Source organism: Paraburkholderia sp. JHI869 (genome assembly GCF_038900775.1).
GTDB lineage: Bacteria > Pseudomonadota > Gammaproteobacteria > Burkholderiales > Burkholderiaceae > Paraburkholderia.
Window position 1 is genome coordinate 425,276 of sequence record NZ_JAYMSC010000003.1, and the last position, 21,878, is coordinate 447,153.

A 21,878-nucleotide genomic window follows, 5' to 3' on the forward strand; every position below is an offset into this window, starting at 1 on the left:
CGCTCACTCCTCCGTATAGACCACGCGATACGGAATGCCGATCTTGCCCCATTCCGCCGCTTCCTGAACGAGGTTGTAATCGGTGAGCGGATTGTTCTGGACCCAGGCATTGGGCAGCAGCACTTCGTAGCCGTTGCCCTCTTCCTCCACCGTGATGTGCGGCAGGCCGACGTCGGCGCGGCGGCGCGTCAGCAGCGCGGCGAGCCGCAGGCAGAACAGCAGCGGCCACTCCACGTCGCGCGTTTGCGAGAGCTTGCCGAGCTTGCCCACGTGGCCGAGCACGAGCGCGGCGAGGCGCGCCTGATCGGTGCGCGAGAAGCCGGGCATGTCCGCGTTGCTGGCGATATAGGCCGAATGCTTGTGATACGCGCTGTGCGAAATGGAGAGCCCGATCTCGTGCAGCGACGCCGCCCACGTGAGGAACATGCGGTTCTCTTCGCGGCGCTCCTCGTCGGGCTCTTCGAACTGGTCGTAGAACTTCACGGCCAGCTCGCCGATGCGCCCCGCCTGCGCGCGATCCACGCCGTAGCGGCGCATGAAGCCTTCCACCGTGACCGTGCGCATGTCCTCGTGCTGCGAACGGCCTAGCAGGTCGTAGAGCACGCCCAGACGCAGCGCGCCGTCCGTGGTGTCGACATAGTCGATGCCGAGTTCCTCGAACACCGCGATCATGATCGAGAGGCCGCCCGCCAGCACCGGGATGCGGTCGGGCTTGAGCGCGATCAGCTTGAGCCGGTTCACGTTCTCGGCCTTGATGAGCGCGCGCTTCAGACGCTCGAGCCCGCCGCGCGAAATGCCGTGCGTGATGCCCGGATCGTTGAAGCCGTTCGCCTCGACGAGTTCCGCGAGCGCGCGCGCCGTGCCCGACGAACCGATCGCCTGGTCCCAGCCGGTCTTGCGGTAGTCGGCGGAAATGATCTGGATTTCGCGCGTGGCCGCGAGTTCGGCCTGGCGCATGGTGTACTCGTCGACGTTGCCCGAGGGGAAGAACTGGCGGCTATGGCTCACGCAGCCGATATAGAGGCTTTCCATGCGGATCGGCGTGTAGTGCGCGCCGATGATGAACTCGGTCGAGCCGCCGCCGATGTCCACCACGAAGCGTTTGCCCGCGCTGGCCGGCACCGAGTGCGCAGCGCCCGCATAGATGAGGCGCGCTTCTTCGCGCCCCGCAATCACTTCGATCGGGAAGCCGAGCGCGGCTTCGGCCTCGGCGAGGAACTCGCCCGCGTTCTTGGCGACGCGCAGCGTGTTGGTCGCCACCGCCCGCACCTGGTCGGGATGAAAGTCGCGCAGCCGCTCGCCGAAGCGCTTGAGCGCGTCCCAGCCGCGCACCTGCGAGGCGCGGTCGAGCAGTTTGTCCTTCGAGAGGCCGGCCGCGAGCCGCACCGGTTCGCGCAGCGCATCCACCGGGTAGATCTGGCTGCCGGCGTCGGTTTCCTCGACGCGGCCTACGATCAGACGAAAGCTGTTCGAACCGAGATCGACGGCGGCAAGCAGTTGGGGATTGGTGACCATCGAGGGGGCAGGCTCCATGCGTGCATACATAGACGAACGCGCGGCCATGCGAGCTTGTTGCGCCGCCGCCGCACCGTCCAAATGCGTCATTTTAAGCGTAGCCGACTTCACCATGTCGCTCCTCGCATTGGTCATGACCATGGGTACTTTTACCCAGCGTGCATGTTCGCAACGCGACTTGTCGATTTCGTGAAAATGCGGCGTAAAATTTATGACATACCGAATGTCACAATAAAGTCATATTACTGTGAGAATTTCCGAGCGTCCGTTCGAATCACTTCCTGACATTCCGTTTTCATTGCCGATGTCCATCCGCTATCCCCTACTCAATCGCGAACTGGGCATTCTGGGATTCAATGAGCGCGTGCTCGCACAGGCGTCCGATCCCGCTGTTCCTTTGCTGGAGCGCTTGCGCTTCATCTGTATCACCAGCAGCAACCTCGACGAATTCTTCGAAGTCCGTATGGCCGGACTTCAGGAGCAAATGCGCGACAACCCCGGCGTGCTATCGCCCGACGGCATGTCGCTGCAGCACGTGTACGACCTCGTGGTCGAGCGCGCGCAGCGTCTCGTGCATCGCCAGTACCGCATGCTGCACGACACCGTGCTGCCCGCGCTCGAACAGGAAGGCATTTATTTCCACGGCACCGACGCCTGGAACGAGGCGCAAACCGCATGGGCGCGCAAATACTTTCTCGACGAACTGCTGCCGGTTCTCACGCCTATCGGGCTCGATCCCGCGCACCCGTTTCCGCGCGTGCTCAACAAGAGCCTGAACTTCGTGGTCGAACTCGAAGGCAAGGACGCGTTCGGGCGCCAGGCCGTCATGGGCATCGTGCAGGCGCCGCGCGCGCTGCCACGCCTCGTGCGCATGCCACAGGAGCTATCCGGCTTCCAGCACGGCTTCGTGCTGCTCGGCTCGCTGCTGCAACGCTTCGTGGGCGAGCTGTTCCCAAGCCTCGTCGTGCGCAGCTGCAACCAGTTCCGCATCACGCGCAACAGTGAACTCTTCGTAGACGAAGACGAAATCACCAACCTGCGCGTGGCGCTGCAGGGCGAACTGCCCGCGCGGCACCTGGGCAATGCGGTGCGGCTCGAAGTGTCGGCGGAAACGCCCCCGCATCTCGTGAAGCGCCTGCTCGACGAGAGCGGCCTCAATGAAAAGGACTGCTATTTCGTCGATGGCCCCGTGAATCTCGTGCGTCTCATGCAACTGCCCGAGATGGTCGATCGCCCCGACCTCAAGTTCGTGCCGCACGTGCCTGCCATTCCGCAGCGCATCGCCGCGAACAGCAACATGTTCGACGTGATCGATCAGGGCGACGTGCTCCTGCATCATCCGTACGAGAGCTTCCAGCCCGTGCTCGAACTGCTGCTGCAAGCCGCGAACGATCCGAACGTGGTCGCGATCAAGCAGACGATCTACCGCACCGGCACCGACTCGCCGCTCATGGACGCGCTCATGCAGGCCGCGCGCAACGGCAAGGAAGTGACGGTGGTCGTGGAACTGCTCGCACGCTTCGACGAAGAAACCAACATCAACTGGGCAGCGCAGCTCGAAGCCGTGGGCGCGCACGTGGTGTACGGCGTGGTGGGCCACAAGTGCCACGCCAAGATGATGCTGATCGTGCGCCGCGTGCCCGTGAACGGCCGCATGGTGCTGCGCCGCTACGTACACCTGGGCACCGGCAACTACCATCCGCGCACGGCGCGCCTCTATACCGACTTCGGCCTCATGACCTCGGAGCCGAAGATGTGCGAGGACGTGCATCACGTCTTCCAGCAGCTCACGGGCATCGGCGGCGAATTGCAGCTGCACGATCTGTGGCAGTCGCCGTTCACGCTGCACCCGAAGATGATCGAGGCGATCCGCAACGAAGCCGACGCCGCGCGCGCGGGCAAGAAGGCGCGTATCGTCGCGAAGATGAACGCGCTGCTCGAGCCGACGGTGATCGACGAGTTGTACGAAGCATCGCAGGCCGGCGTGAAGATCGATCTGATCATCCGCGGCGTGTGTTCGTTGCAGCCGGGCGTGCCGGGGCTCTCCGAGAACATCACGGTGCGCTCGATCGTAGGGCGGTTCCTCGAGCACCATCGCATCTACTACTTCTATGCGGGCGGCAAGGAAGACGTTTACTTGTCGAGCGCGGACTGGATGGATCGCAACCTGTTCCGCCGCGTCGAAGTCGCGTTCCCGATTCACGACCGCAGGCTCAAGCGCCGCGTGATCGCCGAAGGGCTTTCTATGTTCCTCGGCGACAATCAATCGGCTTGGCTCATGCAAAGCGACGGGCACTACCGCCGCCGGCGCGCGGGCAAGGCCGTGCGCAATGCGCAAATGAGCTTGCTGGCGAAGTTCTGTCCGTGATGTCTTGACGAGCCGATAACGCTGGACGCAAAAAAGCCGCTTCGAACGAAGCGGCTTTTTCATTTGCGGCTGCAGATGGTTATACCGGCGCCGGCTGCCTTCTCGTCGTGCGCGCGTTCGGAAAGCGCACCGTGAACGTGCTGCCCCGCCCTTCCTCGCTCTTCACTTCGAGCGCCGCGTCGTGGCGCTGCAGCACGTGCTTGACGATCGCAAGGCCCAGCCCCGTGCCGCCCGTGTCGCGCGAGCGGCTGCGATCCACGCGATAGAAACGCTCGGTCAGGCGCGGAATATCGGCGGCCGGAATGCCCAGGCCGCTGTCGGTGACGGAGAACACCGCGCTGCCCTGCTCCGCGCGCCAGGACAGATGCACCGTGCCGCCGTCCGGCGTGTAGCGCACCGCATTGGTCGCCAGATTGCCGAGCGCGCTCATGATTTCGGTTTCGGAACCCGTGACGCTCAAGCCATCGTCGAAATCGGCCGTGATGCGGTGATGCCCGCCCGAGAGGCTTTCGGCGTCCTCGCGCACGTGTCCGAGCACCGCGCGCATGTCGACCATATGGTCACCGGGCTGGCGCCCCTCGCCTTCGAGTTTCGCGAGCACGAGCAGGTCGGTGACGATGTGGCGCATGCGCGAAGCCTGCTGCTCCATCAGCTCCAGATAGCGGTTGCGCTCGGCTTCGCCAAGCGGCAGCTCGCGCATCGTTTCGAGGAAGCCCGAGAGCACCGTGATCGGCGTTTTCAGCTCGTGCGAGACATTGGCCACGAAGTCGCGCCGCATGGCGTCGGTGCGCTCGAGTTCGGTGATGTCCTGCGAAAGAACGAGCTTGCGGTTCTCGCCGTACGGAAACACCTGCACCGAGATCACGTTCTGACGTTTCGCGCCCATGCCGCGCATGATCAGCATGTCTTTGTAATCGTGCGAATTGAGGTAGCGCACGAAGTCGGGCTGGCGCACGAGATGCGTGATGTGCTGGCGCAGATCGCGCCTGGCGTCGAGCCCGAAGTGAACTTCGGAGATCGCGTTGCACCACTCGATCTGGTCGTGGTCGTCGAGCATGGCGACGCCATTGGGCGAAGCCTGGATCGCCTGGATGAAACGCGAATGCTGCTGCTCCACCTGGCGCACCTGAGCATGCCAGCGCTTCGCGAGCTTATGCAGACGGTAGTAGATTTCGCCCCAGATGCCGGGAGCGCTCGGCACTTCGCCATAGACCGGCGCGTCGAGCAGGCGCCAGAGACGCTGCTTGTGGAACGTGCTGAAGAGCATTTGCGCGAGCAGCGCCAGCACGGCGATGCCCAACGCGATCTTGACGCCGAAAATCGCGCCGACACCCGCGCAAACGAGCGCGAGCAACACGATCGATACAAGGGAGCGCGCCCAGATGATGTTCATGTTCCTGCGATCGAAGAAAAATACGGTCGGATGCGGGCACGCGACATCGAGTTACCGCCGCTCGAATACCGGCTGCGGTGAAACGGTCGCGCCGCCCGGTGATTCACCCTGCGGCGCGGCCATGTTTCCAGCTCAGGCGCTCTTGGCGAGACGGTAGCCGCTGCCGCGCACCGTTTCGATCATAGCATCGCAGCCTGCCGGCTTGAGCGCGGCACGCAGACGCTTGATATGCACGTCCACCGTGCGCTCTTCCACGAACACGTGATCGCCCCACACCTGGTCGAGCAACTGCGTGCGGCTATGGACGCGTTCGGGATGCGTCATGAAGAAGTGCAGCAGGCGGAACTCGGTCGGGCCGAGGTCGAGCTTGATTTCCGAGCCTTCGGCGGCGGCGGCCACGCGATGCGTGGCCGGATCGAGCTTCAGACCGTTGATCGCCACCACGTCTTCCGTGAGCTGCGGCGCACGGCGGCGCAGCACCGCCTTGATGCGCGCCATCAGCTCCTTGGGCGAGAACGGCTTCGTCACGTAGTCGTCAGCGCCGATTTCGAGGCCGAGGACCTTGTCCTGCTCGTCGCCACGCGCGGTCAGCATGATGATCGGAATATGCTTCGTGCGTTCGTTGTTGCGCAAGTCGCGCGCGAAGTTCACACCCGACTTGCCCGGCAACATCCAGTCGAGCAGGATGAGATCGGGCAGCACGTCGCTGATCAGGTTCTGCGCCTGCTCCGCGTTGTAGGCGCGGATCGGGCAGTGGCCTGCGTGCTGCAGGTTCACCGAAATCAGCTCGGAAATAGCGGGCTCATCTTCGATGACGAGAATGCTGCTAGGCATCGGCACCTCTTGACCTTGTTACCTGTGTGTGGAGTGATTAGCTGAGTGCTTCGCGTTCGAGCGCGTCGCGCGACTTGTGGCGCACGTCGGTACCCTTCACGATGTAGATGATGAACTCCGCGATGTTCTTCGCGTGGTCGCCGATCCGCTCGATCGCCTTGGCGATGAACAGATAGTCGAGGCCCACGGAAATCGTGCGCGGATCTTCCATCATGTAGCTCACGAGCTTGCGTACGAACGCGCGAAATTCCTCGTCGATCGCCTTGTCGTCGCGCACGATCTGCGCGGCGGCCACGGTGTCGAGGCGAGCAAAAGCGTCGAGCGCGCGGCGCAGGATCGACACGGCCATCTCGCCCGAGACCTTGATCTCTGCGATGTTGACCGTGCGCGACGCACCGTCTTCCATCAGGCGCTTCGTGCGCTTGGCGATCTTCTCGGCTTCGTCGCCGGCGCGCTCGAGGTTCGTGATGGTCTTCGAAATGGCAAGCACGAGGCGCAGGTCGCGCGCGGCCGGCTGGCGGCGCGCGATGATGTTGCTGCACTCCTCGTCGATCTCGACTTCCATCGTGTTGAGGCGGTCTTCAGCGGCGATCACGCGCGCGGCAGCTTCGCCGTCGAAGTCGTTGAGCGCCTGCATTGCCGTGATGATCTGCGATTCGACGAGGCCGCCCATTTCGAGCACCTTCGACGAAATGAGGTTCAAATCGGCGTCGAACTGGCTGGACAAGTGTTTGTCGGACATGATTTGCTCCCTGCAACAATCAGCCGAAACGGCCGGTGATGTAGTCTTCCGTTTCCTTGCGGACCGGCTTGATGAAGATCTTTTCGGTGTCGCCGAACTCGATCAGCTCACCAAGGTACATGTAAGCAGTGTAGTCCGAGCAGCGCGCGGCCTGCTGCATGTTATGGGTGACGATCACCACCGTGTAGTCGCTCTTGAGTTCCGCGATCAGCTCTTCGATACGGCCCGTGGAAATCGGGTCGAGCGCCGAGCACGGCTCGTCGAGCAGCAGCACTTCGGGGCGGATCGCAATGCCGCGCGCGATACACAGGCGCTGCTGCTGGCCGCCCGAGAGGCCGTAGCCGCTCTGGCCGAGCTTGTCCTTCACTTCGTTCCACAGCGCGGCCTTGGTGAGCGCCCATTCCACGCGGTCATCCATTTCCGGGCGCGAGAGCTTCTCGAACATCTTCACGCCGAACGCAATGTTGTCGTAAATCGACATCGGGAACGGGGTCGGCTTCTGGAACACCATGCCGATGCGCGCGCGCAGCAGCGAGATATCGCGCTTGGTCGTGAGCAGGTTCTCGCCGTCCATCACGATCTCACCTTCGGCGCGCTGCTCCGGATAGAGCGCGAACATCTTGTTGAAGGTGCGCAGGAGCGTGGACTTGCCGCAGCCCGACGGGCCGATGAACGCCGTCACCTTGCCTTCGGGAATCTGCAGGTTGATGTTCTTCAGCGCATGATACTTGCCGTAGAAGAAGTTCAGGTCCTTCACTTCGATCTTCGGCTTGCCCAGCGCCGGCAGGCGTGCGCTCTGGGCGGGATCCGCAGGTTCAAACCCAGCGGAGGGCGCATTGCCGTGCGCAGCGGTGTTGAGGTGACTCTCAGCCATGTTCATCGGGAACTCCGCCCTTACTTTTTCGAAAAGACCGTGCGCGCGAGGATATTCAGACCCAGCACGCCCAGCGTGATCAGGAAAACGCCGGCCCACGCAAGCGACTGCCACTGCGCAAACGGGCTCATCGCAAACTTGAAGATCGTGACCGGCAGGTTCGCGATCGGTTGATTCATGTCGGCGCTGAAGAACTGGTTCGACAGCGCGGTGAAGAGCAGCGGCGCGGTTTCGCCGGCGATACGGGCGATCGCGAGCAGCACGCCCGTCACGATGCCCGCGATCGACGCCTTGAGCGTGATGGAGAGCACCATCTTCCACTTCGGCGTGCCGAGTGCGAAGGCCGCTTCGCGCAGCGCGTTCGGCACGAGCTTGAGCATGTTCTCGGTCGTGCGGATCACGATCGGGATCTGCAGCAAAGCGAGCGCGATCGCGCCGGCCCAGCCGCTGAAGTGCCCCATCTTCGCCACTACGAGCGCGTAGACGAACAGGCCCACGACGATCGAAGGCGCCGACAGCAGAATGTCGTTGATGAAGCGCGTGACGCTCGCGAGCCACCCCTTCTGGCCGTATTCCGCGAGATAGATGCCCGCGAGAATGCCGATCGGCGTGCCGACGAACGTTGCGATCACAACGAGCAGCAGGCTGCCGACGATGGCGTTGGCCAGACCGCCGCCATCCGTGTTCGGCGGCGGCGTGGACTGCGTGAACAGATCCAACGAAAGACCGCCGATGCCGAGCGAAATCGTCGTGTAGAGAATCCACACGAGCCACAGAAGGCCAAACGCCATGGCGGCGAGCGAGAGCGAGAGCGCGATCGCGTTGGTCACGCGGCGGCGGCGCTGCAGCTTGTCGCGCATGCGATCCAGTTCGGGGCCGTAAACCGCACCCGGAATTTTCATCATCGGTTCGCTCATCGCGCACCCTCCGATTTTTCAAGGCGCAGCAACATGAGCTTCGAGATCGACAGCACGATGAACGTGATCACGAAGAGGATCAGGCCGAGCTCCATCAGCGCGGCCGTGTGCAGGCCGGGGCTCGCTTCCGCGAACTCGTTGGCGAGCGCCGAGGTGATGCTGTTGCCCGGCGAAAAGAGCGACACGTTGTCGAGCAGGTTCGTATTGCCGATCACGAACGTGACGGCCATCGTCTCGCCGAGCGCGCGGCCAAGGCCGAGCATCACGCCGCCGATCACACCGGTCTTCGTGAACGGCAGCACGATCTTCCACATCACTTCCCAGGTCGTGCAGCCAATGCCGTAGGCCGACTCTTTGAGCAGCACGGGCGTGACTTCGAACACGTCGCGCATGACCGAGGCGATGTACGGAATGATCATGATCGCGAGAATCACGCCGGCGCACAGAATGCCGATGCCGATGGGCGCGCCCTGGAACAGCGCGCCGACGATCGGCATGCCGCCCAGCAGCGAGCCGAGCGGCTTTTCGAACCATTGCGCGAAGATCGGCGCGAACACGAGCAAGCCCCACATACCGTAGACGATCGACGGGATCGCGGCGAGCAGCTCGATGGCGATGCCTAGCGGCCGGCGCAGCCACGCGGGCGAAAGTTCGGTGAGAAAGAGCGCAATGCCGAAGCTCACAGGCACGGCGATGATCAGTGCAATCAGCGAAGTGGCGATCGTGCCGTAGATAGGCACGAGCGCGCCGAACTGCTCGCTGGGTGGATCCCAGTCGGCAGTCCAGAGGAATGCGAAACCGAATTTCTGGATCGTCGGCAACGAGGCGACGAGCAGCGACACGATGATGCCGCCAAGCAGCAACAGCGTGACGATGGCGGCGAGGCGCGCGAGGCCGCCAAAAATGATGTCCCCTGCCGGGCTGGGCGCTTTTTGCTGCGCGGCGTTGCCGGGCGGGTTCGACACGAGCGGGACGTCGGACATGGTGACCTGGGTTCCAGTTGCCGCGAGCGCGTGGCTCACGACGTTGATGCAGCTGTAGGACTGCAAATCGCCCGACTTCCGGCCGTAATACAGACGACTACGTCGGAAGGCGGGCGGCACATCATGGACAGCGCAGAATCAGGCAAGCCACAAGCGAACAGGCCGCGCGCGTCACGCGGCGGCCTTTTTTTACGCTTGCCTGACGCCTTGCTTACTCAGCGACCGGCTTGCCGCTCGCGTCCTTGACCTTCTCCTTCCACTGCGACTTGATTTCGCTCACAACCGACTGCGGCAGCGAGATGTAGTCGAGGCTGTCAGCGGCCGGCGTGCCGTTCTTGAACGCCCAGTCGAAGAACTTGAGCGTTTCCTTGCCCTGGTCCGGCTTGTCCTGTGCCGTGTGCAGCAGCACGAAGGTCGCGCCGACCACCGGCCATGCGTCCTTGCCCGGCTCGTTCGTGAGGATCTGGTAGAACGACTTCTTCCAGTCCGCGCCAGCGGCCGCTGCCTTGAACGTTTCGGTGTCCGGCTGAACAACGGCGCCCGACTCATTCTTCATGGCAGTGTAGACCATGTGATTTTGCTTGGCGTACGCCCACTCGACGTAGCCGATCGCGCCCGGCAGACGTTGCACGAAGGCTGCGACGCCGTCGTTGCCCTTGCCGCCCGTACCCGTCGGCCAGTTCACCGTCGTGCCTTCGCCGACCTTGCTCTTCCAGTCGGGGTTGACCTTCGAGAGGTAGTTCGTCCAGATGAAGCTGGTGCCCGAACCATCGGCGCGGCGGACCACAGCGATGTCGAGGTCAGGCAGCTTGACCTTCGGGTTCAGCGCGGCGATGGCCGGATCGTTCCACTTCTTGATCTTGCCGAGGTAGATGTCGCCGAGCACCGGGCCCGACAGCGTGAGTTCGCCAGCCTTGACGCCCGGCACGTTGATCGCCGGCACGACGCCGCCAACCACCGTCGGGAACTGGAACAGGCCTTCCTTGGCCAGATCTTCGTCCTTCAGCGGAGCGTCCGAGCCCGCGAAGTCAACGGTCTTGGCTTGAATCTGCTTGATGCCACCCGACGAGCCGATGCCCTGGTAGTTGACCTTGCCGCCGCCCGACTTCTGATAGGCGTCCGCCCATTTCGTGTAGATCGGTGCTGCGAAGGTGCTGCCCGCGCCGGTGATGTCAGCAGCCTGCGCTGCGATCGCGAAGAGCGCGCCAGCAACGCCAGCGAGCGCGGTTTGCATCAATTTCATGAGACCTCCAGTGTGTGAGCGGATGAACGACACCGCGAAGCTTAGGGGGTCTCTGTGACAGTACCGTGACGATTCATGAAGCAAACGTGACAATACGATTACCGGCTGAAAGGCGCGTGGCTATGCGTTTTGGGCGTGATTTGTGCGGACCGCGAGGCGCGGTTGCGGCACGGCGGGCAAGGGAGAGGATGGCTGAAAAGGCCACCAGACGGGCGTTTAGAGGCTGCCCCGGGGTCCGATGCAAAAAAATTCGAGGAATCCCTCGAAAGTGGTTTGCAAACCGCTATTCGAATGTTTTAAACGTTTGCTTGTTTCTGCTTCGACGCCGAAAAAATCGAGAAAAAGGATGAGCACGACGGCGGCTCGCACCGTCGTGCTCGCCCATCACGCAATCGAACGCTTGACCACGGTGGCAATCGCCTCGGCGTAATGCACCGTGTCGCGCTCCTCGCGCGCCTCGACCATCACACGCAGCACCGGCTCCGTGCCCGAGGCGCGGATCAGAACACGCCCCTTGCCCTTCAATTCCGCCTCGGCCGAAGCAATCGACTTCTGGATCTCTGCGTTGCCCTTCCAGTCGGCGCCTTGCGCGATGCGCACGTTGATGAGCTTCTGCGGAAACAGCTTCACGCCATCGAGCAGTTGCGCGATCGTCTTGCCGCTGCGCTTCATCGCCGCCAGCACGAGCAGTGCGGAGACGATGCCGTCGCCGGTCGTGTGACGGTCGAGCGACAGAATGTGGCCCGAGCCTTCCGCGCCGAGCTGCCAGCCGCGCTCGCGCAGTTGCTCCAGCACGTAGCGGTCGCCCACGTTCGCGCGCACCAGCTTCACGCCAAGGCCTTCGAGCGCCTGCTCCACAGCAAGATTGGTCATGAGCGTGCCCACCGCCCCTTCCACCTTGCCGTCGGTCGCGATGCGGTCCTTCACGAGCACATAGAGCAGCTCGTCGCCGTTGTAGAGGCGGCCCTGTGCATCCACCACCTGGAGACGGTCGGCGTCGCCGTCGAGCGCAATGCCAAGGTCCGCGTGATTGGCGCGCACGGCGCGCACGAGCGCGTCGGGCGCGGTCGCGCCCACGCCGTCGTTGATGTTGAAGCCGTTCGGCGACACACCGATCGGAATCACGTCCGCGCCCAGTTCGTGGAACACGTGCGGCGCGATGTCGTAACCCGCACCGTTGGCGCAGTCGATCACGAGCTTCAGACCACGCAAGTTGAACGCCTGCGGGAACGTGCTCTTGCAGAACTCGATATAGCGGCCGCCAGCGTCGTGCAGGCGGCGAGCGCGGCCAAGCTGTTCCGACGGCGCGCAGGCGAGTGGCTGCTCGAGCTGCTCCTCGATTTGCGTCTCCACTTCGTCGGGCAGCTTGTTGCCGTCGGCGGAGAAGAACTTGATGCCGTTGTCGTAGTACGGATTGTGCGACGCGCTGATCACCACACCCGCGGCAAGCCGCAGCGCGCGTGTGAGATAGGCGATGCCGGGCGTTGTCATCGGGCCCGCCAGCATCACGTCGATGCCGGCCGCCGAAAGCCCCGCTTCCAGCGAGGCTTCGAGCATATAGCCCGAGATGCGCGTGTCCTTGCCGATCAGCACGGACGGGCGCGTCCCCGAAGCCGCTGCCGAGCCCGCAAGCACCTTGCCCGCGGCGTAGCCTAGCCGGAGTACGAAATCGGGCGTGATCGGCGCCTCGCCGACCTTGCCACGCACCCCATCAGTTCCGAAATAACGACGTCCCATCTTTCTACCCCTCGGTTTGATACTGCTTTGTCCTGTATTGTGGCCGCCCGGATCCGCTCCGGCGCATTTCGCGCTCGTCAGCGTTCTTCCCTGGCCACGGTTCAGCCTTGTGTGTCCAGCGCGCCGCCTTGCATCGCGTCGCGCATCGCTGTCCAGATCTTGAGTGCGTCCACGGTTGGCGCGACGTCGTGCACGCGAATGATCGCCGCACCGCGCTCCGCCGCGCACACCGCCGCTCCCACACTCGCAGCGACGCGTTCTGCAGCGGGCCGGTTCACAAGCGCGCCCAGCATCGATTTGCGCGACATGCCAGCAAGGATCGGATACGGCGCGACGCCTGCGGCTACCTCGGGCGCCGTCTCGGGCAAGTGCGCGAGCAGCGCGTAATTATGCTCGACCACCGTCTTGCCGAAGCCAAAGCCCGGATCCACGCTGATACGCGCCTTCGCGACGCCCGCCGCTTCGAGTTCGGCGCAACGCTGGGCGAGAAACTCCCGCACCTCGCGCACGACGTCCACGTAGTCGGGCTCGCCCACCTGCATCGTCTGCGGCTCGCCGAGCATGTGCATCACGCACAGCCCGCAGTCGCTGCCGCGTACGGCCTCGATCGCGCCGGGCATCCGGAAACCCCAAATGTCGTTGATCATGTCGGCGCCGGCCGCGAGCGCCGCGCGCATGACTTCGGGCTTGTACGTGTCGATCGAGAGCGGCAGGTTCGCCCCCTTGAGCTTTTCCACGAGCGGAATCACGCGCTCGAGTTCCTCGTCGAGCGGCACGGGCGGCGCGCCCGGCCGTGTCGATTCACCGCCAATGTCGATGATATCGACGCCGTCGAGCATCATCTGCTCGGCGCGGCGTAAGGCGTCGCCAAACGCGATATAGCGACCGCCGTCGGAAAACGAGTCGGGTGTCGCGTTGAGGATGCCCATGACGAGCGGACGCTCGAAAGTCAGCGTGAAACGGCCGCAGGCGAGCGGCTCAGGTGGGAGACTACCTTGCGAGGTGATATTGGGCACGTCAAGAAACGTCAGATGTGTAACGAGATGCGGCGGCCCGGCGGCGCGCCAGAAATGCAAAACGGGCCGATGTGAACGTCACACCGGCCCGCAACTTTACTCGATAAGGATCACGCCGGTGCAGTGGCGCTACCGGGTTTGACCTCGGTGCCCGTGCTGCCACCCGACGACGCGTCGCCCGTCGACGGCGTGCTCTTGGGCGAGCGCGGCGGACGGCCGGCCATGATGTCGTTGATCTGGTCGGCGTCGATCGTTTCCCACTCCATGAGTGCCGCGGTCATGGCTTCGACCTTGTCGCGGTTCTCGTCGAGCAGGCGCTTCGCGAGGTTGTACTGCTCGTCGAGCACGCGGCGGATTTCCGCGTCGACCTTCTGCTGCGTCGCTTCCGAAATCGCACGCGTGAAGCCCTTGCCGAACGGGCCGCCGTCGTTGTCGTCGTCGGCGTAGACCATCGGTCCGAGCGCGTCGGTCATGCCGAAGCGCGTGACCATGGCGCGAGCCGTTTGCGTCGCCTTGTTGAAGTCGTCCGAGGCGCCCGTGCTGATCAGGTTCATGAACAGCTCTTCCGCCACGCGGCCGCCGAACAGAATGGCCAAACGATCCAGCAGATAGTCCTTCGAATACGTTTCGTTGTCATGCTCAGGCAACTGCCACGTCACGCCCAGTGCACGGCCACGCGGAATGATCGTGACCTTGTGGACCGGATCGGCCTTCGGCAGCAGCTTCGCGATAACCGCGTGACCCGACTCGTGGTACGCCGTCGCACGCTTGGCTTCTTCGCGGATGACCGCCGACTTGCGCTCCGGACCCATGAAGATCTTGTCCTTCGCGTCTTCGAAGTCCTGCATTTCGACGATGCGCTTGCCGCGGCGCGCCGCGAAGAGCGCTGCTTCGTTCACGAGGTTTGCGAGGTCGGCGCCCGAGAAGCCCGGCGTGCCGCGTGCGATAACCGCTGCATCCACGTCGTTGGCGATCGGCACCTTGCGCAGGTGCACCTTCATGATCTGTTCGCGGCCACGGATGTCCGGCAGGCCCACATACACCTGGCGGTCGAAACGGCCAGGACGCAGCAGCGCCTTGTCGAGCACGTCCGAACGGTTGGTTGCCGCGATCACGATAACGCCCGAGTTCGCCTCGAAGCCGTCCATCTCGACCAGCATCTGATTCAGCGTCTGCTCGCGCTCGTCGTTACCGCCGCCCATGCCGGCGCCGCGATGGCGGCCGACCGCGTCGATTTCGTCGATGAACACGATACACGGAGCATGCTTCTTGGCCTGCTCGAACATGTCGCGCACGCGGGCCGCACCCACGCCGACGAACATTTCCACGAAGTCCGAACCCGAGATGCTGAAGAACGGCACTTTCGCTTCGCCGGCAATCGCTCGCGCAAGCAGCGTCTTACCGGTACCCGGAGGGCCGACCAGCAACACGCCGCGCGGAATGCGGCCGCCCAGCTTCTGGAATTTTTGCGGATCACGCAGGAAGTCGACGAGCTCGGACACTTCTTCCTTGGCTTCGTCGCAGCCCGCGACGTCGGAGAAGTTGACCGCGTTGTTGTTCTCGTCGATCAGGCGGGCGCGCGATTTACCAAAGGAGAACGCCCCGCCTTTGCCGCCCCCCTGCATCTGCCTCATCATGTAGAACCAGAACACGATGATCAGTATCGTCGGTCCAAGGTAATACAACGCCGAAACGAGCGCATTCGGCTCTTCGTCGGCCTTGCCGCTCACCTGCACGCCATATTTCATCAGGTCGCCGACCATCCAGATGTCGCCTGGGGAGACGATCTGGTATTTCTGGCCGTCAGCCGGAGTGACCGTGAGGTTCCGCCCCTGCACCACGACGCTCTTGACCTTGCCGGCCTTCGCGTCGTCCATGAACTGCGAGTACGAAACGCCTTCCTGGACACGGGGCTTGTCGAACTGCTTGAACACCGTAAACAGCACCAGTGCTATCACCAGCCACACTGCTGCCTTCGAAAACATGTTGTTGTTCAAAGCACCACTCCTTCACTCATAGATGGGCGCCTACATTTGCCTTGCGACACCACCAAAGCATTCTAATCCAGTACACCGACCCCTGCCATAACGTTTCGCTACCGCAGGAATAGCCCGAGCGCCTTGTCCTGTCCGCCTCTTGCACCCATTTTGCGGCCAGTTCGCGCCTTTTGCACGGCAATCATGCCCCGATTAACGGGGACGCTTCAGATGTTTGCCCAATATAAACGTTTCGGACGATTTATCGCGCGAAGCCTTCGGTTTTCGCGCTGCGACGACCTTGAACTGTTGCTTGAACTTCTCGACGATCTGACTGTAACCGCTGCCGTGGAAGCATTTGACTAAAAGGGCTCCATCGGGTTTCAGATGATTTTGCGAGAACTCCAGCGCGAGATCGCACACGTGTTCGATACGTGCCGCATCTGCCGACGCGACCCCGGAGAGATTGGGCGCCATGTCCGAAATTACAAGATCAACCGGGCGCCCACCCACCAATTCTTCCAGTTGCCCGAGCACCTCGTCCTCGCGGAAGTCACCCTGCAGGAACTGCACGTCCGAGATGGGCTCCATGGGCAGGAGGTCGAGCGCGATGATCGTGCCGTCGATACCGCCTTGCCGCTCGTCATCGCGCTTCGTGCTCTGCGCGAGCTTGTTGCGCGCGTACTGGCTCCAGCTGCCGGGCGCGGCGCCCAGGTCCACGATCACCATGCCTGGGCGAATCAACTTGTCCTGCTCGTCGATTTCCTTGAGCTTGTATGCGGCGCGGGCGCGATAGCCCTCCCGCTGCGCCATTTTCACGTACGGGTCGTTGATATGGTCGTGCAGCCACGACTGGTTGAAGCGATTTTTTGCCATTAAAGATGAACTCTTGCTGCGTGATTCCGCGCTTTTAGCGGATAATACGCGTTTAATTCGTGCGGCCGTCGCGGCCCGCCTGGCCGGATGTTTGTTTCTCCGCCGGCGTTTTTTGCCCGCGCCCTGCCGTTCCCCACGGTTTTCCGTTGTTCCGACGCGCTTTGCCCGCTGGCGGCCCGCTATTCGCGGACCGCATTCACGTCTGCCCAGGTTGTCAATTCATGCCTGTCGACCCGCGCGGCGCCGTCATTTTAGTCGAGTCTGCCACATCCCATGCCCGCCCTCACTCTTTCCGCCGAACAGCGCTCCGAGCTGCGCTCCCAGGCTCACGCGCTCAAACCGGTCGTGCTCATCGGCGCCGAGGGACTGACCGACGCCGTGCTCAAGGAAATCAAGGTTCACCTTTCCGCACACCAGCTCATCAAGGTGCGCGTGTTCGGTGACGAGCGCGAAGAGCGCCTCGCGATCTACGAAGAGATCTGCGACCGCCTGAGCGCCGCCCCGATCCAGCACATCGGCAAGCTGCTCGTCATCTACAAGCCCGAGGACGCCAAGGCAAAGAGCACCACCGCGCGCGCCGGCGCCCGCGGCACCGTGTCGCGCCCGTCCGCCGATGTACCGAGCGCGCGCGAAGCGGGCAAGCGCGGCGCGGCTCCGCGCACCGTCAAGGTCGTCAAGGCCAGCGACAACCCCATGCGCAAGCCGAAATCGCAAAAGGTGACGGTCAAGGGCAACGAGCGCGTCACGCAAGGCGGCAACATCAAGCGCGCCAAGAAGCGTCAGACCAGCTCCAAGCGAGCCCACCAGGGTTCGAAGTAAAAAGCGCGGCCTTCGAGCCGCGCTTTTTTTTCGCCTGCTCCGGCGGCAGGATGATTGCTTAGTGCGAAGCGGCTTCGAGGCGCTGCGGCAGCGTGCCGCGCGCCGAAGGCAACAGCCACACTAGCCACGCACCCAGCAGGCTCTGCACGAGATAGAACAGGCTCGACACGCCGTGGAGCAGGCCGAAGCGGCTCGCGTAGGGCGAACTGGCCACATCCATGCCGGCGCTCATGGCCTGAACGCGCAACGCGTTCATGAACGGCTGCAGCGCAAAATAGCCGATCAGCACGCACAGCAGCATGGCGGCCAGAATCCAGCGCAGCCGGCGATAGCCCAGTGCGCCGCGGCGCGCAAGCACGTTCGAAAGCCCGAGCAGCAGCACGCCGCACACCACGCCGATGATGCCTTCAAGACGAAAGAGCTGCGCAGCGAGTTCGCCGGCCACCACCCTTTCGAGCGACGCAAACAATACCGGCGCGACCGCGTAGCCGATGGTCAACTGACTACCGACCCACAGCATGGCCAGCAGCCCGAATAACCGGTGCGGAACGAGTGAAACGGGAGTGGCGGAAGCCACGTGGCTAGCAGTACTCACGTCGATGCGCCCTCAGACGTAACGAACCTCAATGACCTCGTACTCGCGCACGCCGCTCGGGGCCTGCACTTCGGCGACATCGCCTTCGGACTTGCCGATCAGCGCGCGAGCGATGGGCGAGCTGACCGAGATCAGGCCGTGCTCGAGGTCGGCTTCGTCGTCGCCGACGATCTGGTAGGTCACCGTCTTGCCCGAATCGAGGTCTTCGAGCTCCACGGTCGAGCCGAACACCACGCGGCCGTCCGCTTCGAGCGTGGCCGGGTCGATGATCTGCGCGGCCGCCAGCTTCGACTCGATCTCGGCGATGCGGCCTTCGATGAAGCCCTGCTTTTCCTTTGCGGCGTCGTATTCCGCGTTTTCCGACAGATCGCCTTGCGCGCGCGCTTCCGCGATCGAATTGATGACCGCCGGACGCTCGACGGATTTCAGGCGCTGCAGCTCACCGCGAAGTTGGTCTGCGCCGCGCTTGGTCAAGGGAATCGTGCTCATAAACAACTCGTACGGCCCACGAGGGCCTAAAGAAGGCCGCGCCACGCGCGCTTCTCGCGCTCGTTGCGGCCATAAAAAAAATTCCGCGGTTAAGTGCATCCCGCCAAGGCGGCCGCGCGGTCTGGCGCAGCCTGAAAACCCTGTTGGGACGCCGCTTAACCGCGGCACATTCAGCTTTTTTAGCCTGCCTCGTTGAACGTTAGACAGACAATTGAAGCCTTAGTTTAGGCGAGCATGGAGGCCTTGTAAATCATAGACTTCCAGGTTCTTCAGGTAGCGCAGGCCCTCGACGGCCGCACGTGCGCCCGACATCGTCGTGTAGTACGTGACCTTATTGGCCTGCGCGCTCATGCGGATCGAACGCGAATCGGCGATCGCCGAGCGGGTTTCGTCCACCGTCGTGAAGACGAGCGAAATCTCGCCGTTCTTGATCATGTCGACGATGTGCGGACGACCGTCCTTCACCTTGTTCACGACCTTCACCGGCACGCCGGCCGCTTCGATCGCGGCAGCCGTGCCGCGCGTGGCGACGATCGGGTAGCCGAGTTCGTGCAGCATGCGCGCGACTTCCACAGCCTTCGGCTTGTCGGCGTCCATCACGGTGATGAAGACGGTGCCCGACTCCGGCAGGCGCGAGCCCGCTGCGAGCTGCGACTTGAAGAGCGCTTCGCCGAACGTCTTGCCCACGCCCATCACTTCGCCCGTGGAACGCATTTCGGGCCCAAGCACCGGATCGACGGTCGGGAACTTGATGAACGGGAACACCGCTTCCTTTACACTGAAGTACGGCGGCACGACTTCCTTCGTCACGCCCTGCTGCGCCAGCTTCTGGCCGACCATCGCACGCGCCGCGATCTTCGCGAGCGGCAGGCTGGTTGCCTTCGAAACGTACGGCACCGTACGCGAAGCGCGCGGGTTCACTTCCAGCACGTAAATGATGTCCTTCTTCGAACCGTCATCCTGCGGCACTTGCTGGATCGCGAACTGCACGTTCATCAGGCCGACCACGTTCAGCGCCTTGGCCATCGCGGCCGTTTGACGCTTGAGTTCGGCAACCGTTTCCTGCGAGAGCGAGTACGGCGGCAGCGAGCAAGCCGAGTCACCCGAGTGCACGCCCGCCTGCTCGATGTGCTCCATCACGCCGCCGATGAACACGTCCGTGCCATCGGAGATACAGTCGACGTCGCATTCGATCGCGTCGTTCAGGAAGCGGTCGAGCAGCACCGGCGAATCGTTCGACACCTTCACGGCCTCGCGCATGTAGCGCTCGAGGTCGCGCGGCTCGTGGACGATTTCCATGGCGCGGCCGCCCAGCACGTAGGACGGGCGCACGACGAGCGGGTAGCCGATTTCGTCGGCGAGCTTGAGCGCTTCGTCTTCGGCGCGTGCGGTGCGGTTCGGCGGCTGGCGCAGACCGAGGTCCTGCAGCAGCTTCTGGAAACGCTCGCGGTCTTCTGCGGCGTCGATCATGTCCGGCGAGGTGCCGACGATGGGCACGCCGTTCGCCTCGAGATCGAGCGCGAGCTTCAGCGGCGTCTGGCCGCCGTACTGCACGATCACGCCAACCGGCTTTTCCAGGTCCACGATTTCAAGCACGTCTTCGAGCGTGAGCGACTCGAAATACAGACGATCGGACGTGTCGTAGTCGGTCGAAACCGTTTCCGGGTTGCAGTTGACCATGATCGTTTCGTAGCCGTCTTCGCGCATGGCGAGCGCGGCGTGAACGCAGCAGTAGTCGAACTCGATACCCTGACCGATCCGGTTCGGGCCGCCGCCCAGCACCATGATCTTTCTGTTGTTCGTCGGGTTGGCCTCGCACTCGTCCTCATAGGTCGAGTACATGTAGGCGGTCTTGGTCGCGAACTCGGCCGCGCAGGTGTCCACACGCTTGTAGACCGGGCGCACGTTCAGCTCGATACGGCGCTTGCGCACGTCGGTTGCGTTCGAGCCGAGCAGCTTCGCGAGACGGCGATCCGAAAAACCGCTTTGCTTGAGGTAACGCAGCTCGTCCTTCGAGAGGCTTTCGAGCGTGCGGCCCTTTACAGCAGCTTCCTTCTTGATGATCTCTTCGATCTGCGCGAGGAACCACGGGTCGATCGCGGTTTCTTCGAAGATCTCTTCGCGCGTCATGCCCACGCGGAACGCATCACCCACGAACCAGATGCGGTCCGGACCGGCTTCGCCGATCTCGCGGATGATCTCGTCGCGGCTCGTGGTCTTTTCGTCCAGACCGTCGACGCCGACTTCAAGACCGCGCAGCGCCTTCTGGAACGACTCCTGGAAGGTGCGGCCAATCGCCATCACTTCGCCGACCGACTTCATCTGCGTGGTGAGGCGCGGGTCGGCTTCGCGGAACTTCTCGAACGCGAAACGCGGAATCTTCGTGACGACGTAGTCGATGGTCGGCTCGAACGATGCCGGCGTCTGACCGCCCGTGATTTCGTTCTTGAGCTCGTCGAGCGTGTAGCCGACAGCCAGCTTCGCCGCGACCTTGGCGATCGGGAAACCCGTGGCCTTCGAGGCCAGCGCCGAAGAACGCGACACGCGCGGGTTCATTTCGATCACGATCATGCGGCCCGTACGCGGATCGATCGAGAACTGGACGTTCGAACCGCCCGTGTCCACGCCGATTTCGCGCAGGACTGCCAGCGAGGCGTCGCGCAGGATCTGGTATTCCTTGTCCGTGAGCGTTTGCGCCGGCGCGACCGTGATCGAGTCGCCGGTGTGGATGCCCATCGGATCCAGGTTTTCGATCGAGCAAACGATGATGCAGTTATCCGCCTTGTCGCGGACCACTTCCATCTCGTATTCCTTCCAGCCGAGCAGCGACTCTTCGATCAGCAGTTCGCGCGTGGGCGACAGATCGAGACCGCGCTTGCAGATTTCTTCGAATTCTTCGCGGTTGTACGCAATGCCGCCGCCCGAACCGCCGAGCGTGAACGACGGACGGATCACGACCGGGTAGCCGCCCGTGCCGGTCTGCTCGGCGATTTCGCCTTGCACCTTGAGCGCCTCTTCCATCGAGTGCGCGACGCCCGACTTCGCCGAACCGAGACCGATCTTGGTCATCGCGTCCTTGAACTTCTGGCGGTCTTCGGCCTTGTCGATGGCTTCCGGCGATGCGCCGATCAGCTCGACGTTGTACTTCTTGAGCACGCCGTGGTGGTGCAGGTCGAGCGCGCAGTTCAGCGCGGTCTGGCCGCCCATCGTCGGCAGGATCGCGTCGGGGCGCTCCTTCTCGATGATGCGTTCCACCACTTCCCACGTGATCGGCTCGATGTAGGTGACGTCGGCCGTGTTCGGGTCGGTCATGATCGTCGCCGGATTGCTGTTGACGAGGATGACCTTGTAGCCTTCTTCACGCAGCGCCTTGCATGCCTGCGCGCCCGAATAGTCGAACTCGCACGCCTGGCCGATGATGATCGGACCTGCGCCGATGATGAGAATGCTCTTGATGTCTGTCCGCTTGGGCATAACGCTCTCGCTAAATATTCCTGTGTC

The 21,878-nt window shown here is 63.2% G+C and carries 17 protein-coding genes; 2 read left to right on the plus strand and 15 right to left on the minus strand.

Features of this window, described 5'->3' with window-relative positions; all coding sequences use genetic code 11:
* Positions 1-3 precede the first annotated feature (3 nt).
* The gene (ppx, locus tag VSR72_RS08340; protein WP_342952043.1) at positions 4-1,626 is read right to left on the minus strand and encodes an exopolyphosphatase; all 1,623 of its coding nucleotides are present in this window, start codon (positions 1,624-1,626) and stop codon (positions 4-6) included.
* 193 nt (positions 1,627-1,819) lie between these two features.
* On the opposite strand from ppx, the gene ppk1 reads away from it, so the two are divergent.
* Positions 1,820-3,883, plus strand: a complete 2,064-nt coding sequence (ppk1, locus tag VSR72_RS08345) for a polyphosphate kinase 1 (RefSeq protein WP_342951912.1) — start codon at positions 1,820-1,822, stop codon at positions 3,881-3,883.
* 79 nt (positions 3,884-3,962) lie between these two features.
* Here ppk1 and phoR read toward each other — a convergent pair whose 3' ends face one another.
* The 11 genes from phoR to VSR72_RS08400 form a co-directional block, all read right to left on the minus strand.
* Positions 3,963-5,276 carry a phosphate regulon sensor histidine kinase PhoR gene (gene phoR, locus VSR72_RS08350; RefSeq protein WP_342951913.1) on the minus strand — a complete coding sequence of 438 codons (1,314 nt, stop codon included), beginning with the start codon at positions 5,274-5,276 and terminating at the stop codon, positions 3,963-3,965.
* A 132-nt stretch (positions 5,277-5,408) separates the two neighbouring features.
* The gene (phoB, locus tag VSR72_RS08355; protein ID WP_042261377.1) at positions 5,409-6,110 is read right to left on the minus strand and encodes a phosphate regulon transcriptional regulator PhoB; all 702 of its coding nucleotides are present in this window, start codon (positions 6,108-6,110) and stop codon (positions 5,409-5,411) included.
* Positions 6,111-6,147: 37 nt separating this feature from the next.
* Positions 6,148-6,852: a phosphate signaling complex protein PhoU gene (gene phoU, locus VSR72_RS08360; protein WP_158758206.1), complete on the minus strand. Its 705-nt coding sequence runs from the start codon at positions 6,850-6,852 to the stop codon at positions 6,148-6,150.
* A 19-nt stretch (positions 6,853-6,871) separates the two neighbouring features.
* On the minus strand, positions 6,872-7,732 hold the full coding sequence (gene pstB / locus VSR72_RS08365) for a phosphate ABC transporter ATP-binding protein PstB (protein WP_342951914.1): 861 nt from the start codon (positions 7,730-7,732) through the stop codon (positions 6,872-6,874).
* A 14-nt stretch (positions 7,733-7,746) separates the two neighbouring features.
* Positions 7,747-8,643, minus strand: a complete 897-nt coding sequence (pstA, locus tag VSR72_RS08370) for a phosphate ABC transporter permease PstA (protein WP_342951915.1) — start codon at positions 8,641-8,643, stop codon at positions 7,747-7,749.
* Positions 8,640-9,626 (minus strand): phosphate ABC transporter permease PstC, encoded by a 987-nt coding sequence (gene pstC, locus VSR72_RS08375; protein WP_342952044.1) that lies wholly within the window; start codon positions 9,624-9,626, stop codon positions 8,640-8,642. The genes pstA and pstC overlap by 4 nt, the downstream gene beginning before the upstream one ends.
* 211 nt (positions 9,627-9,837) lie before the next feature.
* On the minus strand, positions 9,838-10,869 hold the full coding sequence (gene pstS, locus VSR72_RS08380) for a phosphate ABC transporter substrate-binding protein PstS (protein ID WP_342951916.1): 1,032 nt from the start codon (positions 10,867-10,869) through the stop codon (positions 9,838-9,840).
* 384 nt (positions 10,870-11,253) lie between these two features.
* Positions 11,254-12,606, minus strand: coding sequence for a phosphoglucosamine mutase (glmM, locus tag VSR72_RS08385; RefSeq protein ID WP_342951917.1), 1,353 nt, complete (start codon positions 12,604-12,606; stop codon positions 11,254-11,256).
* Between the two features lie 101 nt (positions 12,607-12,707).
* A complete protein-coding gene (folP, locus tag VSR72_RS08390) occupies positions 12,708-13,535 on the minus strand; it encodes a dihydropteroate synthase (RefSeq protein ID WP_342952045.1) in 828 nt (275 codons plus the stop codon).
* A gap of 197 nt (positions 13,536-13,732) precedes the next feature.
* A complete protein-coding gene (gene ftsH, locus VSR72_RS08395) occupies positions 13,733-15,619 on the minus strand; it encodes an ATP-dependent zinc metalloprotease FtsH (protein ID WP_342951918.1) in 1,887 nt (628 codons plus the stop codon).
* A gap of 192 nt (positions 15,620-15,811) precedes the next feature.
* Complete coding sequence (locus VSR72_RS08400; RefSeq protein WP_342951919.1) at positions 15,812-16,474, minus strand: RlmE family RNA methyltransferase; 663 nt, start codon at positions 16,472-16,474, stop codon at positions 15,812-15,814.
* A gap of 273 nt (positions 16,475-16,747) precedes the next feature.
* Between VSR72_RS08400 and VSR72_RS08405 the strand changes: the two genes are divergently transcribed.
* Entirely contained in the window at positions 16,748-17,293 is a 546-nt protein-coding gene (locus VSR72_RS08405) for a YhbY family RNA-binding protein (RefSeq protein WP_342951920.1), read from the plus strand.
* A 58-nt stretch (positions 17,294-17,351) separates the two neighbouring features.
* On the opposite strand, the gene VSR72_RS08410 is transcribed toward VSR72_RS08405, so the two are convergent.
* The 3 genes from VSR72_RS08410 to carB all read right to left on the minus strand — a co-directional run bounded on the left by VSR72_RS08410 (position 17,352) and on the right by carB (position 21,851).
* The gene (locus tag VSR72_RS08410) at positions 17,352-17,813 is read right to left on the minus strand and encodes a DUF4149 domain-containing protein (protein ID WP_342952046.1); all 462 of its coding nucleotides are present in this window, start codon (positions 17,811-17,813) and stop codon (positions 17,352-17,354) included.
* Positions 17,814-17,900: 87 nt separating this feature from the next.
* On the minus strand, positions 17,901-18,377 hold the full coding sequence (greA, locus tag VSR72_RS08415) for a transcription elongation factor GreA (RefSeq protein ID WP_342951921.1): 477 nt from the start codon (positions 18,375-18,377) through the stop codon (positions 17,901-17,903).
* 219 nt (positions 18,378-18,596) lie between these two features.
* The gene (carB, locus tag VSR72_RS08420) at positions 18,597-21,851 is read right to left on the minus strand and encodes a carbamoyl-phosphate synthase large subunit (RefSeq protein ID WP_342951922.1); all 3,255 of its coding nucleotides are present in this window, start codon (positions 21,849-21,851) and stop codon (positions 18,597-18,599) included.
* Between the last annotated feature and the right edge of the window lie 27 nt (positions 21,852-21,878).